Source organism: Qipengyuania pelagi, from assembly GCF_009827295.1.
Taxonomy (GTDB): domain Bacteria; phylum Pseudomonadota; class Alphaproteobacteria; order Sphingomonadales; family Sphingomonadaceae; genus Qipengyuania; species Qipengyuania pelagi.
Window position 1 is genome coordinate 1,020,693 of sequence record NZ_WTYD01000001.1, and the last position, 18,966, is coordinate 1,039,658.

Below are 18,966 nucleotides of genomic sequence, written 5' to 3' on the forward strand. Positions count from 1 at the left end.
TCGTCACGCCAATCGCGCCGCCACTTCGCTGCGCAACTGCTCGAGCAGGATGGTCGAACAGCGGCCCGCCTCCCGCTCCTCGTCGAGAATGGCGAGGAAGGCGTCCCGCTTGAATCCGTCGCGCGTGGCGCGGGGCAGTTCCTCGTCGAGTGTCGAACAGACGATGTCGATCATCCGCTCCGCCCCATGGAGCCGGCCCCAGAGGTAATCGTTCTCGCGATAGGCGCGGCTGAAGAAAGCGCCGAAATTGTAGAATTCCGTGCCGCGCAGGGTAGCATGAGTCCCCCCTTCGCGGATCGCGGTGGCATCTTCGGGCGAGATGCGATCGACCTTTACCGGATCGAATTCGGTGAGATCCTGGTTGTGCATCAGGGGCAGGGTGGCGATGTCGTAATAGGGAAAGCCGAGATAGGTCAGCAGCATCCGGCGCTTCAGATTGCCCGGCATCGCCTGCAAGGCTTCGGCGAGCATCGCCTCGGCCCGGTCATCGACTTCCGGGAGAAGCCGCTTTTCCTCGAGCAGATCGAGCACCGATCCCGGATCGGACAAGACCGCTTCGCTGGCTGCTGCGAAATCGTCGCCTAGGCCATCCCCGTCTTCGCGCTCGAAATAGAGCGCCATGATGGCATAGATCGCCTCGCGCGCCTGTTCCAGCGCATCGTCGGCGATCTCCGGGTCAGCCTCCCAGTCGCGCGCCAGCCTGCGGGCGAGCAGGCGCAGGCGCCGGATGCGGAAGCCGATATCATGCGCCCGGAAAAAGGCGATGGCGTCCGCATGGGCTCCGCCGCCCGGTGCGGAGAGCGAATCCAGCCCCCGACGCGACAATTCCTCGCGCAGGGCGATCTCGATCGGTTCGGGCCCTGCAAGGTCGAGATGGCTTGCGGCGGTCAGAACCAGCTTCGCGAGGCGCGCCACAATCGCCGATGTCTTGGCCTGCGCATAGGCCTGGAAGGTGTAGCCCGCCGACACCGCAGCCGCCTGTTGCGCGCGTTGACGCCAGGTCTGGAGCCGCTTGGGCGTCGGACGATCAAAGAAAAGAGTGCGCCCGAACAGGGTCTCGACCGCGCCTTCCACCTCGGGGCGCAGGCGCGTGATGATGAGGCGCAGCCGCATGGCCTCGCGGCTCTGGGTCTCAAGCGATTCCAGATTATCCCGGATCGGCTGTTCGCGCGGGATGGTCGAGAGCGATCCGAAAATGGCGGCGAAAAAGCCGACCGTGCTGTCGCGCTGTCGTTCGGGGTTGGCTGCGGAACCCGTGCGATCGGGCCGGGGATCGACATAGACGAAGCGCCGGTCGACCTCGCGCTGGGCGGGGCGCCCCTGAAGCGCGGCGATCGCTCCTTCGAACGGTTTGTTGACCAGCACCGATCCATCGATGAGCGAGACGCCCTGAACCGTATTCTGGCGCACATGGACGGGCATGATCCGTTCGAGAAACGTGTCGCGCTCGGGCCAGCTGCGCCCGCTGCGCGCGACCAGCCCGTCGATCTCTTCCAGGCGCAACGGCGGGAAGGCGCCGGGAAAACTCGCCGTGGCGCGCGCGGCCAGCACCAGCTCGATCGTATTGGCCAGCCCCTTGCCTTCCTGCGCAGGCGTGCGGGCACGGAAGGCGATCGGCATGCGGTGTTCGCTTTCCTGTACCACGGCGGGAGAATGTAGCCTCAAAAGCGACAGGTGGCCGTGGAAATCGGTCGCCGTCACGAACAGGTCCAGCGGGTGGCCGGCGGGCAGCAAAGGCGGTTCGAGCGGCGCTGCCTCCATCGCCGCGAAGGCGTTTTCGAGCAGGTCGGAGAAGCCCGCGCCACTGAACGGCGGCTCGAACCAGCGGCCGCGGATGAGGCGGGATACCTTGGTCCGTACCTCCTCGCGCGTTTCGGGCGCGACGCTCTCGCTGACTGCATTTCCCGGCCGGTCGAGCACCCAGCTGGCGATCGGCTGCGCCCAGAACTTGGCGAACCGCCACAGGGGCCGCGCATCCTCGTCGGTCAGCTTGTCGATATCGGCATTTTCCAGCCAGAGATCGGTCAGCGGATCGAGCGACTGTCCCGAATGCACCGCCTGGGCGAGGAAGATCGCGTTGATCCCGCCCGCGCTCGCCCCGCTCAGAATGTCGGGCAGGACGCGCAGCTTCAATTCGGCATCGTCACGAATATGTTCGATCAGGCGGCGATAGACCCGCGCGCTCCCTCCCGCGCCGGGCCGCACACTCTCCGCATCCCGGCTCGCGCGGGCGAGGTGCCACAGCTCCTTCGTGACGCCGTGCATATAGACCGCCAGGCTTACCCCGCCATAGCAGACCAGTGCGATCCTCAGTTCCTTTTGCCGCATCGCGGGTGAGTGTGGCGGGACAAAGCCGGTTTGGCAATTGCGTTCCACCTATGTTCCGACTATCGCGGGCACCATGGCGAAACCCAAGAAGCGCTTCATCTGTCAGGCCTGCGGCAGCGTCCATCATCGCTGGCAGGGCCAGTGCCCCGATTGCGCGGAATGGAACACGCTGAGCGAGGAAGCGCCCGCCACGGTCTTCTCGCAGAAGCACGATCTGTCGAGCGGGGGCAGGGCGGTCGAATTCGTTTCGCTCGACAAACCCGGCGAAGTGCCGGTGCGCCAGTCGACCGGCCTTGCGGAATTCGACCGCGCGTTGGGTGGCGGGCTGGTGCCGGGATCGGCGATCCTGATGGGGGGCGATCCGGGGATTGGGAAATCGACGCTGCTGTTGCAGGCCGCCGCCGCGATTGCGCGAGCGGGACGGCGCTGCGTCTATGTCAGCGGCGAGGAAGCAACCGCGCAGGTGCGGATGCGGGCGGCTCGGCTGGGGCTCGCCGATGCACCCGTCAGCCTCGCATCGACGACCAGCGTGCGCGATATCCTGACCACGCTTGGCGGGATGGAGCCGCCGGGCCTGCTCGTGATCGATTCGATCCAGACCATGCATTCCGACACCATCGAAGGCGCACCGGGCACGGTCAGCCAGGTGCGCGGCTGTGCCTTCGAGCTGATCCGCTATGCCAAGGAAAACGGCGTCGCGCTGGTGCTGGTCGGCCATGTCACCAAGGATGGCAGCATCGCCGGGCCGCGCGTGCTGGAACATATGGTCGACGTGGTGATGAGCTTCGAAGGCGAGCGCAGCCATCAATACCGCATCCTGCGCGCGCTCAAGAACCGCTTCGGCGCGGTGGACGAGATCGGCGTGTTCTCGATGGCGCAGGAGGGTTTGGAAGAAGTCGAGAACCCGTCCATGCTGTTCCTGTCCGGGCGGCAGGAGCAATTGGCGGGCAGCGCGGTGTTTCCGGCGATCGAGGGGACGCGGCCCGTGCTGGTCGAGATTCAGGCCCTGATCGTCCGTTTGCAATCGGGAGCGACGCCGCGCCGCGCGGTCGTGGGGTGGGACAATGGCCGCATGGCGATGCTGCTGGCGGTGCTGGAGGCGCGCTGCGGGCTGAATTTCAGTTCCGCCGAAGTTTATCTCAATGTCGCGGGCGGATACCGCCTGTCCGATCCCGCAGCCGACCTCGCCGTGGCCGCCGCGCTCGTCAGCGCTTTGGCCGACAAACCGCTTCCGCAGCGCAGCGTGTGGCTCGGCGAGGTATCGCTGGCGGGAGAGATCCGCCCGGTCGCGCATGGGTCGCTCCGGTTGCGCGAGGCGGCGAAATTGGGGTTCGAGCGGGGATACGGCCCGTCCGAGCTCGATGGCGCTTCGTCGAAATTGCAGTATGGCGGGCTCACGCAATTGGCCAATCTCGTTGACCGGATCATGGGCGGGGCATAACCTCAGCAGCGTATGACGGGTTTCGATTTCCTGCTTCTCGGCATTGTCGGGATCGCCGCGATCGGCGGCTTCCAGCGCGGTTTCGTGCAGGAAATCCTGTCGCTGGCCGCGTGGATTCTGGCGATCTTCGCGATCAAATATCTGCACGTTCCGCTGACGGCGGCGCTGCGCGATTATATCGGCGGCGATATCGCGACCGCCGTTCTGGCCTTCGCGCTGCTGCTGCTGATCCCCTATGCCGCGATGAAGGTGATCGCGAACAATGTCGGCAAGGCCTCGCGCCATTCCGTTCTCGGCCCTATCGACCGCGTGCTCGGGTTCGGGTTTGGAGCGCTGAAAGGCGCGGTCATCGCAGTCATCGGCTTCACGCTGCTGGTTTTGGGCTATGACACGGTCTGGGGCTATGCCGGACGCCCGGACTGGATCGCCAATGCACGCAGCTACGATTTCGTCGATGCAAGCTCGCGCAGTCTGGCGGTCATGGTGGCCGAGCGGCGCCAGCGCCTTATCGAAGGGCAAGAGGCAGACGAGACTCCCGCATCGTGAGCCAGTCCGCCGCTACGCCCCTCTATTCGCCAGCCATGCTGTCGCTGGCGGTCGAATTGGCCGATTACCCCTTCGACGCTGAGAGCGGCACGACCAGCCAGCTTCGCTCGCGCACTTGCGGCAGCACGATCCTGCTGAGTGTTTCGATTGACGAGGACCGGCGCATCGCGACGTTGGGATTGCGGGTGACGGCTTGCGCGGTCGGACAGGCGGCGGCGGCGATCTTTGCCAGCGCCGCCATCGGGCGGGACGGGGCCGGGATCGCAGAAGCTCGAAGCGAAATCTCCGCTTGGCTCGCCGGGGAAGGGGACAGGCCCGACTGGCCTCGCCTCGAGATGCTCGATCCCGCGCTCGCCCATCCGGGCCGCCACGAGGCGGTCCTCCTACCGTGGAAGGCTGCGGAAGCGGCGCTTTCCAACCCGGTCGACGCGCGGTAAGCCTCGCCCGCCTCGCCGAAGGAAGCGGGGCCACCGGATCAAGCGGGAAGGGGAGGGACAGGATGGTCACGCAAATCGAAGCCACGGATACCGGCGCAGCGTCGCCACCCGGCCAGCGCCAACCCACCGAAAAGGAAATCCGCCTCGTCATCGCCGCGAGCAGTGCGGGCACCATCTTTGAATGGTATGATTTCTTCATCTACGGCACGCTCGCCGCGCTGATCGGTGCGGCCTTTTTCCCCAGCGATAACGAGACGCTGCAATTGCTGCTGGTGTGGGCGGGTTTCGCAGTCGGCTTCGGATTCCGACCCCTTGGGGCGATCTTGTTCGGCTATCTCGGCGACCGCCTGGGCCGCAAATACACCTTCCTCGTCACAGTGACGCTGATGGGCGTGGCGACTGCGGGGGTCGGTCTGATCCCGAGCGCGGCCAGTATCGGCATCGCCGCGCCGATCATCGTGATCGGTCTACGCATCCTTCAGGGCCTGGCCCTTGGGGGAGAATATGGCGGCGCGGCGATCTATGTCGCGGAACACGCGCCGCCCGAAAAGCGCGGCTTCTACACCAGCTTTATTCAGGCCAGCGTCGTCGGCGGGTTCGTCCTGTCGATCATCGTGGTGATCGCCTGCCGCGCGCTCATCCCGGCCGACGAATTCGCGGCCTGGGGCTGGCGCCTGCCGTTCCTGCTCTCGATCGTCCTTCTCGGCATCTCGCTCTGGATGCGCCTGAAGCTATCGGAAAGCCCGGTGTTCCAGGCGATGAAGGCGGCGGGGGAGACCAGTTCGAACCCGTTCAAGGAAAGCCTGACCTATCCGGGCAATCCCAAGCGCATCTTCGTCGCCCTGTTCGGGATCACCGGCGTGCTGACCACGATCTGGTACACCGCCTTCTTCTCCGGCCTCAGCTTCCTGCGCGGGCCGATGCGGGTGGAGGAAAGCGCGGTCGAATGGATGCTGCTGGCCGCGGGAGCGATCTCGATGGGCTTCTACATCGTGGTCGGCAAATGGTCCGACCGGGTAGGGCGCAAGAAACCGATCGTGTTCGGCGCGCTGGCTTCGCTGTTCCTGCTGTTCCCGGTGTTCTGGGGCATCGGCGCGCTGGCGAACCCTGACCTGCAACGCAGCGCGCGCGAGGCGCCGGTCACGGTCGCGGGTGAGGCGTGCAGCTATGATCCCTTCGCCGAGCGTCAGGCCAGCGCCTGCGGACGCCTTTTGCAGGATCTCACGTCCCTGGGCGTTCCCTACGATATCCTCGCCCCCCTATCGGCGCAGGAACAGGGTGCCATTGCCGAGGGAATCGCGGCCAGCGACTTTCCGGTCCGCACCCAAAGCGTGGAAAGCCCTCCCACTCTGTTCGCGGCCAGCCAATTCCCCAGTGAGGATGGCCCCCGCCGGGAAGCCGTGCAGCAGCGGCTCGAGACGCTCGGCTATTCCTTCGAGCGCCAAACGCCGCCGCTGGCCAACATCCTCAGCATTGTCGGCCTGCTGCTCGTGCTCGGGATGCTGTCTGCGTTGACCTACGGGTCGGTCGCGGCGCTCCTCACCGAAATGTTCCCGGCGCGCATCCGCTACAGCTCGATGTCGATCCCCTACCATATCGGCGCTGGCTATCTCGGCGGGTTCCTGCCTCTGATCGCAAGCTATATCGTCGCGATGACCGGGAACGCCTATTCGGGCCTGTGGTACACCTGGGGCGTGGTCGCCTTCGGATTGCTGGTCGCCTGGTGGGGCCTGCCGAACGGCCCGCCGAAGGATTTCGAAGACGCTCATGCCTGACCTGCCGCCGCCTACCTTACGCCTGACGATCGACACCGACGCGCTCGCGCAGAACTGGCGCAGTCTCGATGCGATGAGCGGCACGGCGAGGGCGGGCGCGGCGGTGAAGGCGAATTGCTACGGCCTGGGGGTGGACACCTGCGTCCCGATCCTGCGCGATGCGGGCGCACGCGATTTCTTCGTCGCGCATTGGAGCGAGGTTCCGCCCGTCCTTCGCCATGTTCCGCCCGATCAGGTCGCGGTGCTGCACGGCGTCGTGACGCGCGAGGAAGCGGATTTCGCCCGCGCGATGGGCGTGCTGCCCGTGATCGACAGTCTCCGCCAGGCCGAGATCTGGCAGGCGGCGGGCGGGGGACCGTGTCATCTGATGGTGGATACCGGGATCAACCGCCTCGGCATTCGCCCCGACGAGGCACGGAGCGACGCGATCCGCGCCCTCGACATTCACGCGCTGCTCTCGCACCTCGCCTGTGCGGACGAGGACAGCGCCATGAACACGAGCCAGCTTCACGCATTCGAGAGCGTTCGCGAGCGCATACCCCACCGGATCGCCAGCCTCGCCAACAGTGCGGGCATCGCGCTGGGCGCGAACTACCATTACGATCTGACCCGCCCCGGCCTCGCCCTTTATGGCGGCATCCCGCGCCCCGAATTGCGCGATACGATCCGGCAGGTCGCCAGGCCGGAAGCGCGGCTGATCGCGGTCCGCAAACTCGAACGCGGTGACACGGTCGGATACAACGCTCTGTTCACCGCGCCCGACGCCATGCGGATCGGCATCGTCTCGCTCGGCTATGCCGATGGAATCCTGCGATCCTGGGGCGATGCGGTCTTCACACATGACGGCACGGACCTGCCGATCCTCGGCCGCATCTCGATGGACATGATCGCGCTCGACCTGGGGAAGGCTCCCGAACTGGGCGAGGGGGACTGGGTGGCGCTGCCCTATGACCTGCCTGAAGCCGCAAGTCGCACGGGGCTTTCGCAATACGAACTGCTGACCCTGCTCGGCAACCGGTTCGAGCGCGCTTTAACGTAGGTGTCATATTGCGTCGCAGCTTGTGCACCTGCTAAGCTTGCGCGAAGCAATCGAGAAGGATCGCACCGAAATGGCCAAGAACCGCAAGGAAGGCGATCCGATCGTCGTCAAGAAATACGCCAATCGCCGCCTCTACAACACCGACACTTCGAGCTACATCACGCTCGACGACCTCGCGACGATGGTGCGCGACAACACCGATTTCGAGGTCGTGGACGCCAAGACGGGCGAGGATATCACTCATGCGATCCTCACCCAGATCATCGTCGACCAGGAAGCTTCGGGCGGCGAACAGATGCTGCCGGTGAGCTTCCTGCGCGATCTGATCTCCATGTACGGCAATTCGATGCAGTCGATGATGCCGAGCTATCTCGAAGCGAGCATGGCCAGCTTCCGCAAGAATCGCGAACAGCTCCACGAGGCATTCCAGCAAGGGATCGCGGCCAACCCCTTTGCCCGGTTGGCGGAAACCAATTTCAAGATGATGCAGGGCGCGGCGCAGGCCTGGATCCCCGGCGGATCGGTTCAGCCGTCACCCACGCAAAGCGACGAACTCGCCGAACTGCGCGCGCAGATGGCGGCTATGCAGAAGAAGCTGGACGAGATGGGCGACTAAAGTCCGGCGCTCAGCGCTCCGGCTCGACACCTGCCTCTCCGCCCGGCTAAGGGCGCGCTTTCGAACTTTCCACTGAAGGACGCTTACCCTTGGCCCAGATCCGCCACGCGCTGACCACCAAACGCGCCGACGATTTCGCCGCCTGGTATCAGGAAGTGATTTCCGCTGCCGATATGGCCGAGGAATCGGGTGTGCGCGGCTGTATGGTGATTAAACCGTGGGGCTATGGCATCTGGGAGCGGTTGCAGCGCCTGCTCGACGACCGGATCAAGGAAACCGGGCACGAAAACGCCTATTTCCCTCTTTTCATCCCCCTCGCCAATTTCGAGCGTGAGGCCGAGCATGTCGACGGTTTCGCCAAGGAAATGGCGGTCGTCACGCATCACCGCCTGATCGCCGGACCTGATGGCGGGCTGATCCCCGATCCCGAGGCGAAGCTGGAAGAGCCCCTCGTGGTGCGTCCGACCAGCGAGACGATTATCGGCGATGCGATGGCGCGCTGGGTGCAGAGCTGGCGCGACCTACCCCTGAAGCTCAACCAATGGGCCAATGTCGTGCGCTGGGAAATGCGCACAAGGATGTTCCTGCGCACCGCCGAATTCCTCTGGCAGGAAGGCCATACCGCGCACGAAACCGAAGCGGAGGCGAAGGAGCACACGCTGCGGATGCTCGAAGTCTATCGCCAGTGTGCCGAAGAGGATCTGGCGCTCCCCGTGATCGCGGGCGAAAAGCCGGAGAACGAGCGTTTTCCCGGCGCGGTCGAGACGTGGTCGATCGAGGCGATGATGCAGGACGGCAAGGCCCTGCAGGCCGGGACCAGCCATTATCTCGGCACCAATTTCAGCCGCGCGTCCGGCATCAGCTTCCAGAACCGCGAGGGGACCGAGACGCTGGCGCACACCACCAGCTGGGGCGTCTCGACGCGGATGATCGGCGGCATGATCATGGCCCATGGCGACGATGATGGATTGCGCGTCCCTCCGCGCCTCGCCCCGTGGCAGGTCGTCATCCTGCCCATGCTGCGCGACAATGACGAGGACGCGGCGCTGATCGACTATTGCGAAGGCCTGCGCGCCACACTCGCCGGGCAGCAAGTGTTGGGCGAGAAACTGCGCGTCCTGCTCGATACGAAGCCCGGCAAGGCGGCCGCAAAGCGCTGGGACTGGGTGCGCAAGGGCGCGCCGGTCATCGTCGAGGTCGGCGGGCGCGACATGCAGAACGGCGTGGTCTCGATGCTGCGCCGCGATCGTTTGTGGGACGAAAATTCGGGCAAGCCTGCTTTCGAAACTCCCACCCGTGAAAGCGCCGGGCAGACCATCCCGGAAATCCTCGCCGATATGCAGGCCGCGTTGCTGACCGAAGCGCGCGACCAGCGCGAAGCGAACATCACGCGCGGTGTCGCAAGTTACGACGCGGTCGAAAAGCATTTCAATTCGGGCGCGAAATATCCCGGTTGGGTCGAGGTCCAGTGGTCGAAACCGACCGGGGCCGCGCTCGATCAGGTGGTCGAACGATTGAAGGCCTTGAAGCTGACGATCCGCAACGTGCCGACCGACGGCGCGCCGGTAGACGGCGCCTGCATCTTCACCGGAGAGCCCGCGGTCGAACGGATATTGCTGGCGCGAGCGTACTGAGCGCAGTGGCCCGCCATACGGGGCAGGGGTGGGAAAATGCGCCCACCTGCCCCATATCGGCCCCATGACAAAACAGAACAAGAACCGGCAAGCCCCCAAGAAGGCGGTGGGTATGCCGAGCAAAGACCAGATTCTCGAATTCATCCAGACCTCCGAAACTCCCGCCGGAAAGCGCGAGATCGCCAAGGCGTTCGGTCTCAAGGGGCAGGAAAAGATCGCGCTCAAGAAGCGTTTGAAGGACATGGCCGAAGAGGGCCTGATCGACGGCAAGCGGACCGCCTATCATCGCATGGGCGGTGTTCCGAAGGTGACCGTTCTCAAGGTGGTGGACATCGACGACGGAGAGGTCTTTGCCGAGCCTGAGAACTGGAATCCGGACAGCGACGAGAAGCCGCCTCGGCTGCTCGTCAAAGAATCGAAGAAGATGGCGGCGCTGAAACGCGGCGACCGCATTCTCGCCCGTAACGAGGAGACCGAGCGCGGCTGGCGCGCCACCCCGATCAAGAAGCTCCCCGCTCGCAGCGAGGGCCTGATGGGCGTCGTCGAGATCGATGGGGGCGGCAAGCCCTGGCTGGCGCCGGTGGACAAGCGCGTCCGCAATTCCTCGCCCATTTCCGATCTGGGCGGCGCGGAGGAGGGCGAGCTCGTCCTCGCCGAACGCACCGGCAAATCGCCGCGCGCGGGCGTGAAGGTGGTCGAGGTGATCGGCGATCCACTGGCGCCCAAGAGCTTCAGCCTGATCGCCATTGCCAAGCATGGCATCCCGCATATCTTCCCCGAGGAAGCGATGGCCGAGGCGGAGCGCGCCGTCGACCTGCCCCTGTCGGAAGACAAGCGCGAGGATCTGCGCGAGGTGCCCATCGTCGCGATCGACCCCGCCGATGCGCGCGACCATGACGATGCGATCTGGGCGGAACCGGACGGAAAGGGCGGCTTCAGGGCCATCGTCGCGATCGCCGACGTGTCCTATTACGTCCGCCCCGGCGGCGCGCTCGACCGCGAGGCGAGGAAGCGCGGCAATTCGGTCTATTTCCCCGACCGCGTTGTCCCCATGCTCCCCGAAGTCCTGAGCGCCGATGTCTGCTCGCTCGTCGAGGAGCAGGACCGCGCGGCGATGGCCTGCCACATGACTATTTCCTCCGAGGGGAAGATCACCGATTGGCGCTTCACCCGCGCGATCGTGCGACTGGCGGCGAATATCGCCTATGAAGACGCGCAGAAGGCGATCGACGACGGATCGGCGGACAAGGTGCTGCAAAACCTCTGGGGCGCCTGGAAACTGCTCTACAAGGCGCGGCAGGCCCGCGATCCGCTCGACCTCGACCTGCCCGAACGCCAGGTGCGCCTGAACGATGAAGGGGTGATCGAAGAGATCGCCGTGCGCGAACGGCTCGACGCGCATCGCGTGGTCGAGGATTTCATGATCGCGGCCAACGTCGCCGCCGCCAAGGCGCTGGAAGCGAAGAAGGCCCCGGTGGTCTACCGCGTCCACGAACAGCCGAGCCGCGAGAAGCTCAGCGCCTTCAAGGATTATCTCGAAAGCCAGGGCCGCAGCTTCGCATTGGGTCAGGTGATTACGCCGGGCCTATTCAACCGGATGCTCAAGGACGTGTCCGATCCGGCGGAAAAGGCGCTGATCATGGAAGCGGTGCTGCGCAGCCAGACGCAGGCGTTTTACGGACCAGCCAATGCCGGGCATTTCGGCCTGGCGCTGGGCAGCTACGCCCATTTCACCTCGCCCATAAGACGCTATGCGGACCTGCTGGTCCATCGTTCGCTGGTGGATGCCTACAAGCTCGAACAGCCGAAGACGAAGCTCGACCTACCTGACGCCACGGGTTTGTCGGACCGCGACAAATCCGCGCTCAGCAACGTCACCGACGCGATCAGCCAGACCGAACGCCGCGCGATGGAGGCGGAGCGCGACACGATCGACCGTTATGTCGCCGCCTGGCTTTCGGGCCGCGTGGGCGAGACCTTCGACACGCGCATCACCGGCGTCCAAGGCTTCGGCTTCTTCGCCACGATCGACAAGCTCGGCGGTGACGGTCTCGTGCCGGTCAGCACGCTGGGCCGCGAATATTTCCGTTATGATGAGGCGGCGCAGAAACTGATCGGCGAAAGCAGCGGCACCGAATACGCCGTTGGCGATCGCCTCAAGCTGAAGCTTGCCGAAGCGAATGCGCTGACCGGCGCGCTCAAGTTCGAAGTCCCCGACAGCGACGGCCAGAGCATCGAGAAGCGCGGAGACCGTCCCCCGCCCAAAAAAGGGCATCGCAAAGGCTTGAGCAAGGGTCCGAGCAAGGGTCCGGGCAAAGGCAGCGGCGCACCTCGTCAGAAACACGCTCAGGGCGAGCGCGGCCGCCCCAAGAACATCCGCCATCAGGGGCGCGGCAAGAAGAAATGACGGAACGGGAACGGGGCGCGGGCCATTTAACGGGCAAAGGAGATTTCACCGATGCTCAAGCCCGGCCAGCCCGTTCCCGCCCTCGACCTGCCGCTTACGATCGAGGCGCGCTTCGAACTGGAGAAGCAGAAGCCCGAGAATTTCACGATGCTGGTGTTCTATCGCGGGAAACATTGCCCGATCTGCAGGAAATATCTCACCGAACTCGGCGGCAAGCTCGACAAATTCACCGATAAGGGCATCAACGTCTTCGCGATCTCGATGGACAGCCCCGAACGGGCGGCGGTGAGCCATGAGGAATGGGACACGCACGATCTCCCGCTCGCCCATTCGCTGAGCGAGGACAAGGCGCGCGAATACGGTCTTTATATCTCGGAAAAGCGCGAGGGCAGCGAGGAGCCGGACGTCTTCTCCGAACCGGGCCTGTTTGTCGTCAAGCCGGACGGAACCCTGCATTTCGCGGTCGTGCAGAACGCCCCGTTCACCCGCCCCGATCTGGACGATCTGCTCGAAGGGATGATGTTCACGATCAAAAAGGATTATCCGACGCGCGGCACGCTCACCTGATCGACACGCTCAAGCGAGGCGGTCGAGCGCCTCGTTATCGAGGCCTCCGGGCACGATGTAGAGCGGGCAGGGGAGACTGCCCGCATCGTGGGCGAAATGGGTGATAAGCGGTCCCGGCCCCCCTTCGCGATTGGCGCCGAGAACCAGCGCGGCGATATCCTCACGCTCGTTCAGATAATTGCGCACGACTTCCTGCGGATTGCCGCTGCGCACGGCGATCTGCGGCATCTTGCCGCTTTCCGCGAAGATATTTCCGGCGGCGGAACTGGCCATCACTTCGGCCCGATCCTTCGCTTCCTGCTCGATCGTCGCCTGCACAGCGCCGAACGCGTTGAAATTCTGGCGAGGCACCAGCGCCAGGATATGCAGCGCACCGCCGGTCCGTGCGGCACGCAGGCTGGCGAAGCGGAGCGCGATCTTCGCCTCCTCCGTTTCGTCCATCACAACCAGGTAAATGCGCATCGGTCCCTCTCCCTTGGCCCCGTCCCTTTGCTCATGCCTGGGCACGCTGCGCGTATCCGGCAAATTCATAATCACCGCAAGGACCTTGCGGCGGACGCCCGGTTTGGGCAGAGGTGCTGCGAACCGAACCGTCAGCTTCCCTTGCGAGGACGTAACGTAAAACATGCCTACTCCGATCAAGATGCCCGCCCTGTCGCCCACCATGGAGGAGGGCACGCTTGCGCGCTGGCTCATCAAGCCGGGCGACAAGGTCCAGGCAGGGGACATCATGGCCGAGATCGAGACCGATAAGGCGACGATGGAATTCGAAGCCGTGGACGAAGGCACGCTCGCCTCGATCGCGGTCGAGGAAGGTAGCGAGGGCGTGAAGGTCGGCACCGTGATCGCCATGCTCGCCGAAGAGGGCGAGGATGTGGACGAAGCGGCCAAGGCTGCGCCTGCCGGCGATGCCGGGGACGCGCGCGAGGAAAAGGTCGAACAGGAAGCGAAGCGGACCGAAGAACCGAAGGCCGAAGCGCAGTCGCCCGCTCCCTCTCCCGCGCCTCAACCGACCGGCGATCGGATCGTGGCTTCGCCGCTCGCCAAGCGTATCGCGGAACAGAAGGGCCTGGACCTGTCGCAGGTCAAGGGCAGCGGCCCCAACGGACGCATCGTGAAGGCCGATGTGGAGAAGGCCCAACCGGGTAAGGCATCCGCTACCGCCGACAAAGCGATGACCGATCCCAAGACACCTGCGAAGACCCCGGCGGAAAGCGATTTCGGCGCACCGTACGAAGCGCAGAAGCTCAACAATGTCCGCAAGGTCATCGCGCGCCGCCTGACCGAGGCCAAGCAGACCATCCCGCATATCTACCTCACCGTGGACGTGCGCCTCGACGCGCTGCTCAAGCTGCGCAGCCAGCTGAACGCCTCGCTGGAGGCGGATGGGGTCAAGCTGTCGGTCAACGACCTTCTGATCAAGGCGCTCGCCCGTGCCCTCCAGCGCGTGCCCGCCTGTAATGTCAGCTTCCAGGGCGACGAACTGCACCAGTATACGCGTCAGGATATCTCGGTCGCGGTCGCTGCGCCCAGTGGGCTCATCACGCCGATCGTGGTCGATGCGGGCCGCAAGGGCCTCGCGCAGATCGGCACCGAGATGAAGGAACTGGCCGGCAAGGCGCGCGACGGGAAATTGCAGCCGCACGAATATCAGGGCGGCACCGCTAGTCTGTCGAACCTCGGCATGTTCGGCACCAAGCAGTTCGACGCGGTGATCAACCCGCCCCAGGCGATGATCCTCGCCGTCGGCGCGGGCGAGCAGCGGCCTTACGTGATCGACGGCGCGCTGGGCGTCGCCACCGTGATGAGTGCCACCGGCAGCTTCGACCACCGCGCCATCGATGGTGCCGATGGGGCGCAGTTGATGGAAGCCTTCAAGAACCTGTGCGAGAATCCGATGGGGCTGGTGGTCTGATCTTGCCGCGTGGACGTCTTCTCATGCTGGCGTTTCCCCTGCTTCTCGCCGCTTGCAGTGAAGGCGATGGCCCGACCGGTTCCTATGGCGCCAGCGAAGATGCCTCGCTGGTGCGCAACGGTCCGAGCGAACGCGCGGTGCAGATCGGGTTCGACGGACCGCGCTTCGATGCCTGTGCAAGTTTCGGTCGGGTGACCAATCTGGCATCTGGTGGGGAGGGTCTTCCAGTGCTTGCCGCGCCTGCGGGAAGCGCGGAGATAGTCGACCGGATCAGGGCGGGGCGTGGTGTCTCCATGTGCCAGAAGGTCGGCGACTGGGTTGGCGTGGTGTATGCGCCCGATGCGAACGATCCGATCGATTGCGGCACCGGGTCGCCTGTGCCGACGCGCCGAGCTTATGACGGGCCATGCCGCTCCGGCTGGGTCGATGAAGATTTTCTCAAGCTGATGGCCGGATAGACGATGTCTGAACGCACTCCCCTAATCCGCGTCACCGCCATGCCGAGCGACACCAACCCCTATGGCGGCGTGTTCGGCGGCTGGCTGATGAGCCAGATGGCCCTGGGCGCGGGGTCGCTGGCGAGCCGCGTGGGCGAGGGCAAGGCGGTGGTCGTCTCGGCCAGCGATTTCGGCTTCCCCGGCGCGATGGCGGTGGGCGACGAATTGTCCGTCTATGGCGACCTCGCCGAAACCGGAAACACCTCGCTGACCATTGCTGTCGAAGCGATCGCGCGCACCCGCAATGGCGAGGCCGAGACCAAGGTCGCGCAAGGCATTTTCAAATTCGTCCTCCTCGACGACGAGGACAAACCACGGCCCGTTCGCATGGCAGCGCAAGCTGCACTTTCGGCTAACGATTAGAGAGGTTTATGGCTGACACTTCCTATGACGTCATCGTTCTCGGCTCCGGTCCCGGCGGCTATGTTGCGGCCATTCGCTGCGCGCAGTTGGGACTGAAAACCGCCATCGTCGAACGCGAATTGCTTGGCGGGATCTGCCTCAATTGGGGCTGCATCCCGACCAAGGCGCTGCTGCGGAGCGCGGAAATCCTGCATTACGCGCAGCACGCCAAGGATTACGGGCTCAAGATCGCGGGCGCAATCGAGGCCGATCTCGACGCGGTGGTGAAGCGCAGCCGCGGCGTCGCGAAGCAGCTCAATCAGGGCGTCACGCACTTGATGAAGAAGAACAAGATCGCTGTGCATATGGGCGAGGGCACGCTGACCGGCCCGACCTCGCTCACCGTCAAGGGCGAAAAGGGCGAGGAGAAGCTCACCGCCAAGCACGTGATCGTCGCCACCGGGGCCCGCGCGCGCGACCTGCCTTTCGCCAAGGCCGACGGCAAGCGTGTGTGGACCTATCGCCACGCCATGACGCCGAGCGAAATGCCGACCAAGCTCCTGGTTATCGGATCGGGCGCGATCGGGATCGAATTCGCCAGCTTCTACAACGATATGGGCGTCGATGTGACCGTTGTCGAAATGCTCGACCGGATCGTGCCGGTGGAGGACAAGGACGTCAGCGCCTTCCTCGAGAAATCGCTCACGAAGCAGGGCATGACGATCATGACCGGCGCCGGGGTCGAGGACATCAAGGTGTCCGACAAGGGCGTGAAAGCGAAGATCAAAGGCAAGGACGGCAAAGTCGCCGAAACCGAGTTTTCGCACTGCATCACCGCCATCGGCATCGTGCCCAACACCGAGAATATCGGTCTCGAAAAACTCGCCGAGATGGATCGCGGCTTCATCCAGATCGATCCTTATGGCCGCACGAAATCGAAGGGCCTGTGGGCCATCGGCGATTGCACGCCCGGCCCGTGGCTGGCTCACAAGGCGAGCCATGAGGGCGTCACCTGCGCCGAAGCGATCGCCAAGGAACTGGGCAACAAGGACGTTCATCCGCATCCGCTCGACCGCGGCAACATCCCCGGCTGTACCTACTGCCACCCGCAGATCGCCAGCGTCGGTCTGACCGAAGCGAAGGCGAAGGAAGCGGGTCACGAGGTCAAGGCAGGCACCTTCCCCTTCATCGGCAATGGCAAGGCCATCGCGCTGGGCGAGGCGGAAGGCTTCGTGAAGACCGTTTTCGACGCCAAGACCGGCGAATTGCTGGGCGCGCATATGGTGGGTGCCGAAGTGACCGAGATGATCCAGGGTTTCGTCGTCGGCAAGACGCTGGAAACGACCGAAGCGGAGCTGATGAACACCGTCTTCCCGCATCCCACGATCAGCGAATCGATGCATGAAAGCGTGCTTGCGAGCTATGGACGGGCGCTGCATATCTGATGACGTCTGCTGAAAGGGTCGGGGCGAGATGACCGGTTTCCTCATTCTCGCTTTCCTGATCCTCGTCGCCAGCGTGGTCGCCGTCCCGCTGGCGAGCCGGTTCGGGCTCGGTTCGGTACTGGGATATCTCCTCGCAGGCATGGCGATCAGTCCGCTGCTCGCGGCGCTGCGGGTGGATGTCGAGGCCTTGCAGGTCTTCGCCGAATTCGGCGTGGTGATGATGCTGTTCATCGTCGGGCTGGAACTCGAGCCGAAGCGGTTGTGGGCAATGCGCGGCAAGCTTTTGGGGCTGGGCGGCGGACAGGTGCTGCTGACCACGCTCGCCATCGCCAGCATCGCGCTGATCGATGACCGGCCCTGGCAAACGGCGCTGGCGATCGGGATGGTCCTGGCGCTGTCCTCCACCGCCATTATCGTCCAGACCCTGACTGAAAAAAACCTGATGCGCTCCGAAGGGGGCGAGGCGAGTTTCAGCGTCCTGCTCGTGCAGGATGTCGCGGTGATCCCGATCCTCGCTCTGCTGCCCTTTCTCGCCATGCCGGAGCTGCTGGCGGTGGCGGGCGCACATGCGGGTGATGCGGCACATCATAGCGGGATCGACCTGACCGCGGCCATGCCGGTCTGGCTGGCAGCCCTTGTGCGCCTCGCGGCGGTGGGCGCTGTCGTCGCGCTCGGGATCTATGCGATCCGTCCGCTCTTCCGCTATATCGCCGCCGCCAATCTGCGCGAGCTTTTCACCGCCGCCGCACTGGTGGTGGTGATCGGCATCGCTCTCCTTATGTCGCTGGTGGGTCTCAGCCCGGCGCTGGGCGCCTTCGTCGCGGGCGTCGTCCTCGCTACCAGCGAATACCGGCATGAGCTGGAAAGCGACATCAATCCTTTCAAAGGCCTGTTGCTCGGCCTGTTCTTCATCACCGTCGGGGCAGGCATCGATTTCGGCCTCGCCAGCGATATCTGGCCGACCGTCCTGTTCTGGGCGGTGGTGACGATTGCGGCCAAGATGGCGGTTCTGCTGGCCGTGGGCTGGCTCTACGGGCTTCGCAAGCAGGCGCTCTGGCTATTCGCGCTCAGCCTGCCCCAGGCGGGCGAGTTCGCCTTCGTCCTGATTTCTTTCGGGATCGCAAGTGCGGTCTTCGACACTGCGCTAGCCGATCTGATGCTGCTGGTTGTGGCGCTGACCATGCTGCTCACGCCGCTGCTTTTCATCTTCTACGACAAGGTCATCGCCCATGCCTATTGCGCGGGCGACGAGCGCGAGGCGGACGCGATCGAGGAGGAAAATCCGGTCATCATCGCCGGGCGCGGGCGCATGGGCGGGATCGTCGACCGGATGCTGCAAGCCGCTGGCTATTCCACCACCGTGATCGATTACGATTCGCACCAGCTCGAGATCGTGCGGAAATTCGGTTTCCGCACCTATTTCGGCGATGCCACCCGGCCCGACCTGCTCGCATCGGCGGGAATCGAGAAGGCGCGGCTGCTGGTCGTCGCGCTCGACGAGCGGGAGCAGATCGACAGATTGGTGAAATACGCGGTCAAGAATTTCCCCGACCTCCACGTCCTCGCCCGCGCGATCGATCGCAACCACGTCTACGAATTATGGGCTTACGGATGCCGCGACATCGTGCGCGAGACTTATGACAGTTCGCTGCGCATGGGCCGCTCCGCGTTCGAGGCGCTGGGGATGGACGAGGCCCAGGCCGAAGCGGCCGCTGACGCGTTCGAGACCATGGATCGCAGCACCATGCGCGACATCGCCAATCTCTACCGCCTCGACATTCCCTATCACGAGAACGAGGCGCTGATTGCGCGGGTGCGGGAATTGCGCTCGGAATGGGACCCGATCCTGCGCGAACAGATGGACGATATACTGCGCAAACGCCCCTCCTGAGCCCCCCTCACTCGCTCAGGCGCGATTATCCAGCGATTCGGCGCAACGGTCGGCCATGGCGGAGCCATGTCTTTGTTCAAACGTTG

Annotated in this window: 16 protein-coding genes; 14 read left to right on the forward strand and 2 right to left on the reverse strand. The window is 64.6% G+C overall.

Annotated elements, in window-relative coordinates; all coding sequences use genetic code 11:
* Positions 1 to 3: 3 nt before the first annotated feature.
* Complete coding sequence (locus GRI47_RS05000; RefSeq protein WP_160660235.1) at positions 4 to 2,328, reverse strand: patatin-like protein; 2,325 nt, start codon at positions 2,326 to 2,328, stop codon at positions 4 to 6.
* 73 nt (positions 2,329 to 2,401) lie between these two features.
* Between GRI47_RS05000 and radA the strand changes: the two genes are divergently transcribed.
* The 9 genes from radA to GRI47_RS05045 all read left to right on the forward strand — a co-directional run bounded on the left by radA (position 2,402) and on the right by GRI47_RS05045 (position 12,790).
* Positions 2,402 to 3,769 carry a DNA repair protein RadA gene (gene radA, locus GRI47_RS05005; RefSeq protein ID WP_160660236.1) on the forward strand — a complete coding sequence of 456 codons (1,368 nt, stop codon included), beginning with the start codon at positions 2,402 to 2,404 and terminating at the stop codon, positions 3,767 to 3,769.
* 12 nt (positions 3,770 to 3,781) lie between these two features.
* Complete coding sequence (locus GRI47_RS05010) at positions 3,782 to 4,315, forward strand: CvpA family protein (protein WP_160660237.1); 534 nt, start codon at positions 3,782 to 3,784, stop codon at positions 4,313 to 4,315.
* The gene (locus GRI47_RS05015; protein ID WP_337190641.1) at positions 4,312 to 4,752 is read left to right on the forward strand and encodes an iron-sulfur cluster assembly scaffold protein; all 441 of its coding nucleotides are present in this window, start codon (positions 4,312 to 4,314) and stop codon (positions 4,750 to 4,752) included. The genes GRI47_RS05010 and GRI47_RS05015 overlap by 4 nt, the downstream gene beginning before the upstream one ends.
* A gap of 62 nt (positions 4,753 to 4,814) precedes the next feature.
* The gene (locus GRI47_RS05020) at positions 4,815 to 6,527 is read left to right on the forward strand and encodes an MFS transporter (RefSeq protein ID WP_160660238.1); all 1,713 of its coding nucleotides are present in this window, start codon (positions 4,815 to 4,817) and stop codon (positions 6,525 to 6,527) included.
* A complete protein-coding gene (gene alr / locus GRI47_RS05025) occupies positions 6,520 to 7,566 on the forward strand; it encodes an alanine racemase (RefSeq protein WP_160660239.1) in 1,047 nt (348 codons plus the stop codon). Before GRI47_RS05020 ends, alr begins: the two co-directional genes overlap by 8 nt.
* Before the next feature lie 70 nt (positions 7,567 to 7,636).
* A complete protein-coding gene (phaR, locus tag GRI47_RS05030) occupies positions 7,637 to 8,182 on the forward strand; it encodes a polyhydroxyalkanoate synthesis repressor PhaR (protein ID WP_160661311.1) in 546 nt (181 codons plus the stop codon).
* A gap of 89 nt (positions 8,183 to 8,271) precedes the next feature.
* On the forward strand, positions 8,272 to 9,816 hold the full coding sequence (gene proS / locus GRI47_RS05035; protein ID WP_160660240.1) for a proline--tRNA ligase: 1,545 nt from the start codon (positions 8,272 to 8,274) through the stop codon (positions 9,814 to 9,816).
* Positions 9,817 to 9,880: 64 nt separating this feature from the next.
* Positions 9,881 to 12,223: a ribonuclease R gene (rnr, locus tag GRI47_RS05040; protein WP_160660241.1), complete on the forward strand. Its 2,343-nt coding sequence runs from the start codon at positions 9,881 to 9,883 to the stop codon at positions 12,221 to 12,223.
* Positions 12,224 to 12,274: 51 nt separating this feature from the next.
* Positions 12,275 to 12,790, forward strand: coding sequence for a peroxiredoxin-like family protein (locus tag GRI47_RS05045; protein ID WP_160660242.1), 516 nt, complete (start codon positions 12,275 to 12,277; stop codon positions 12,788 to 12,790).
* A gap of 9 nt (positions 12,791 to 12,799) precedes the next feature.
* Here the strand turns inward: GRI47_RS05045 and GRI47_RS05050 are convergent, their stop codons facing one another.
* Positions 12,800 to 13,252, reverse strand: coding sequence for a universal stress protein (locus GRI47_RS05050; RefSeq protein ID WP_160660243.1), 453 nt, complete (start codon positions 13,250 to 13,252; stop codon positions 12,800 to 12,802).
* 163 nt (positions 13,253 to 13,415) lie between these two features.
* Between GRI47_RS05050 and GRI47_RS05055 the strand changes: the two genes are divergently transcribed.
* Genes GRI47_RS05055 through GRI47_RS05075 form a run of 5 tightly spaced genes read left to right on the forward strand, consistent with a single transcriptional unit; the run spans position 13,416 to position 18,880 of the window.
* A complete protein-coding gene (locus GRI47_RS05055) occupies positions 13,416 to 14,705 on the forward strand; it encodes a pyruvate dehydrogenase complex dihydrolipoamide acetyltransferase (RefSeq protein WP_160660244.1) in 1,290 nt (429 codons plus the stop codon).
* A gap of 23 nt (positions 14,706 to 14,728) precedes the next feature.
* Positions 14,729 to 15,163 (forward strand): hypothetical protein, encoded by a 435-nt coding sequence (locus GRI47_RS05060; RefSeq protein WP_160660245.1) that lies wholly within the window; start codon positions 14,729 to 14,731, stop codon positions 15,161 to 15,163.
* A 3-nt stretch (positions 15,164 to 15,166) separates the two neighbouring features.
* Positions 15,167 to 15,565 (forward strand): acyl-CoA thioesterase, encoded by a 399-nt coding sequence (locus GRI47_RS05065; RefSeq protein WP_160660246.1) that lies wholly within the window; start codon positions 15,167 to 15,169, stop codon positions 15,563 to 15,565.
* Between the two features lie 8 nt (positions 15,566 to 15,573).
* The gene (lpdA, locus tag GRI47_RS05070; protein WP_160660247.1) at positions 15,574 to 16,989 is read left to right on the forward strand and encodes a dihydrolipoyl dehydrogenase; all 1,416 of its coding nucleotides are present in this window, start codon (positions 15,574 to 15,576) and stop codon (positions 16,987 to 16,989) included.
* A gap of 28 nt (positions 16,990 to 17,017) precedes the next feature.
* Positions 17,018 to 18,880 carry a cation:proton antiporter domain-containing protein gene (locus GRI47_RS05075; protein ID WP_160660248.1) on the forward strand — a complete coding sequence of 621 codons (1,863 nt, stop codon included), beginning with the start codon at positions 17,018 to 17,020 and terminating at the stop codon, positions 18,878 to 18,880.
* The last annotated feature ends 86 nt before the right edge of the window (positions 18,881 to 18,966 follow it).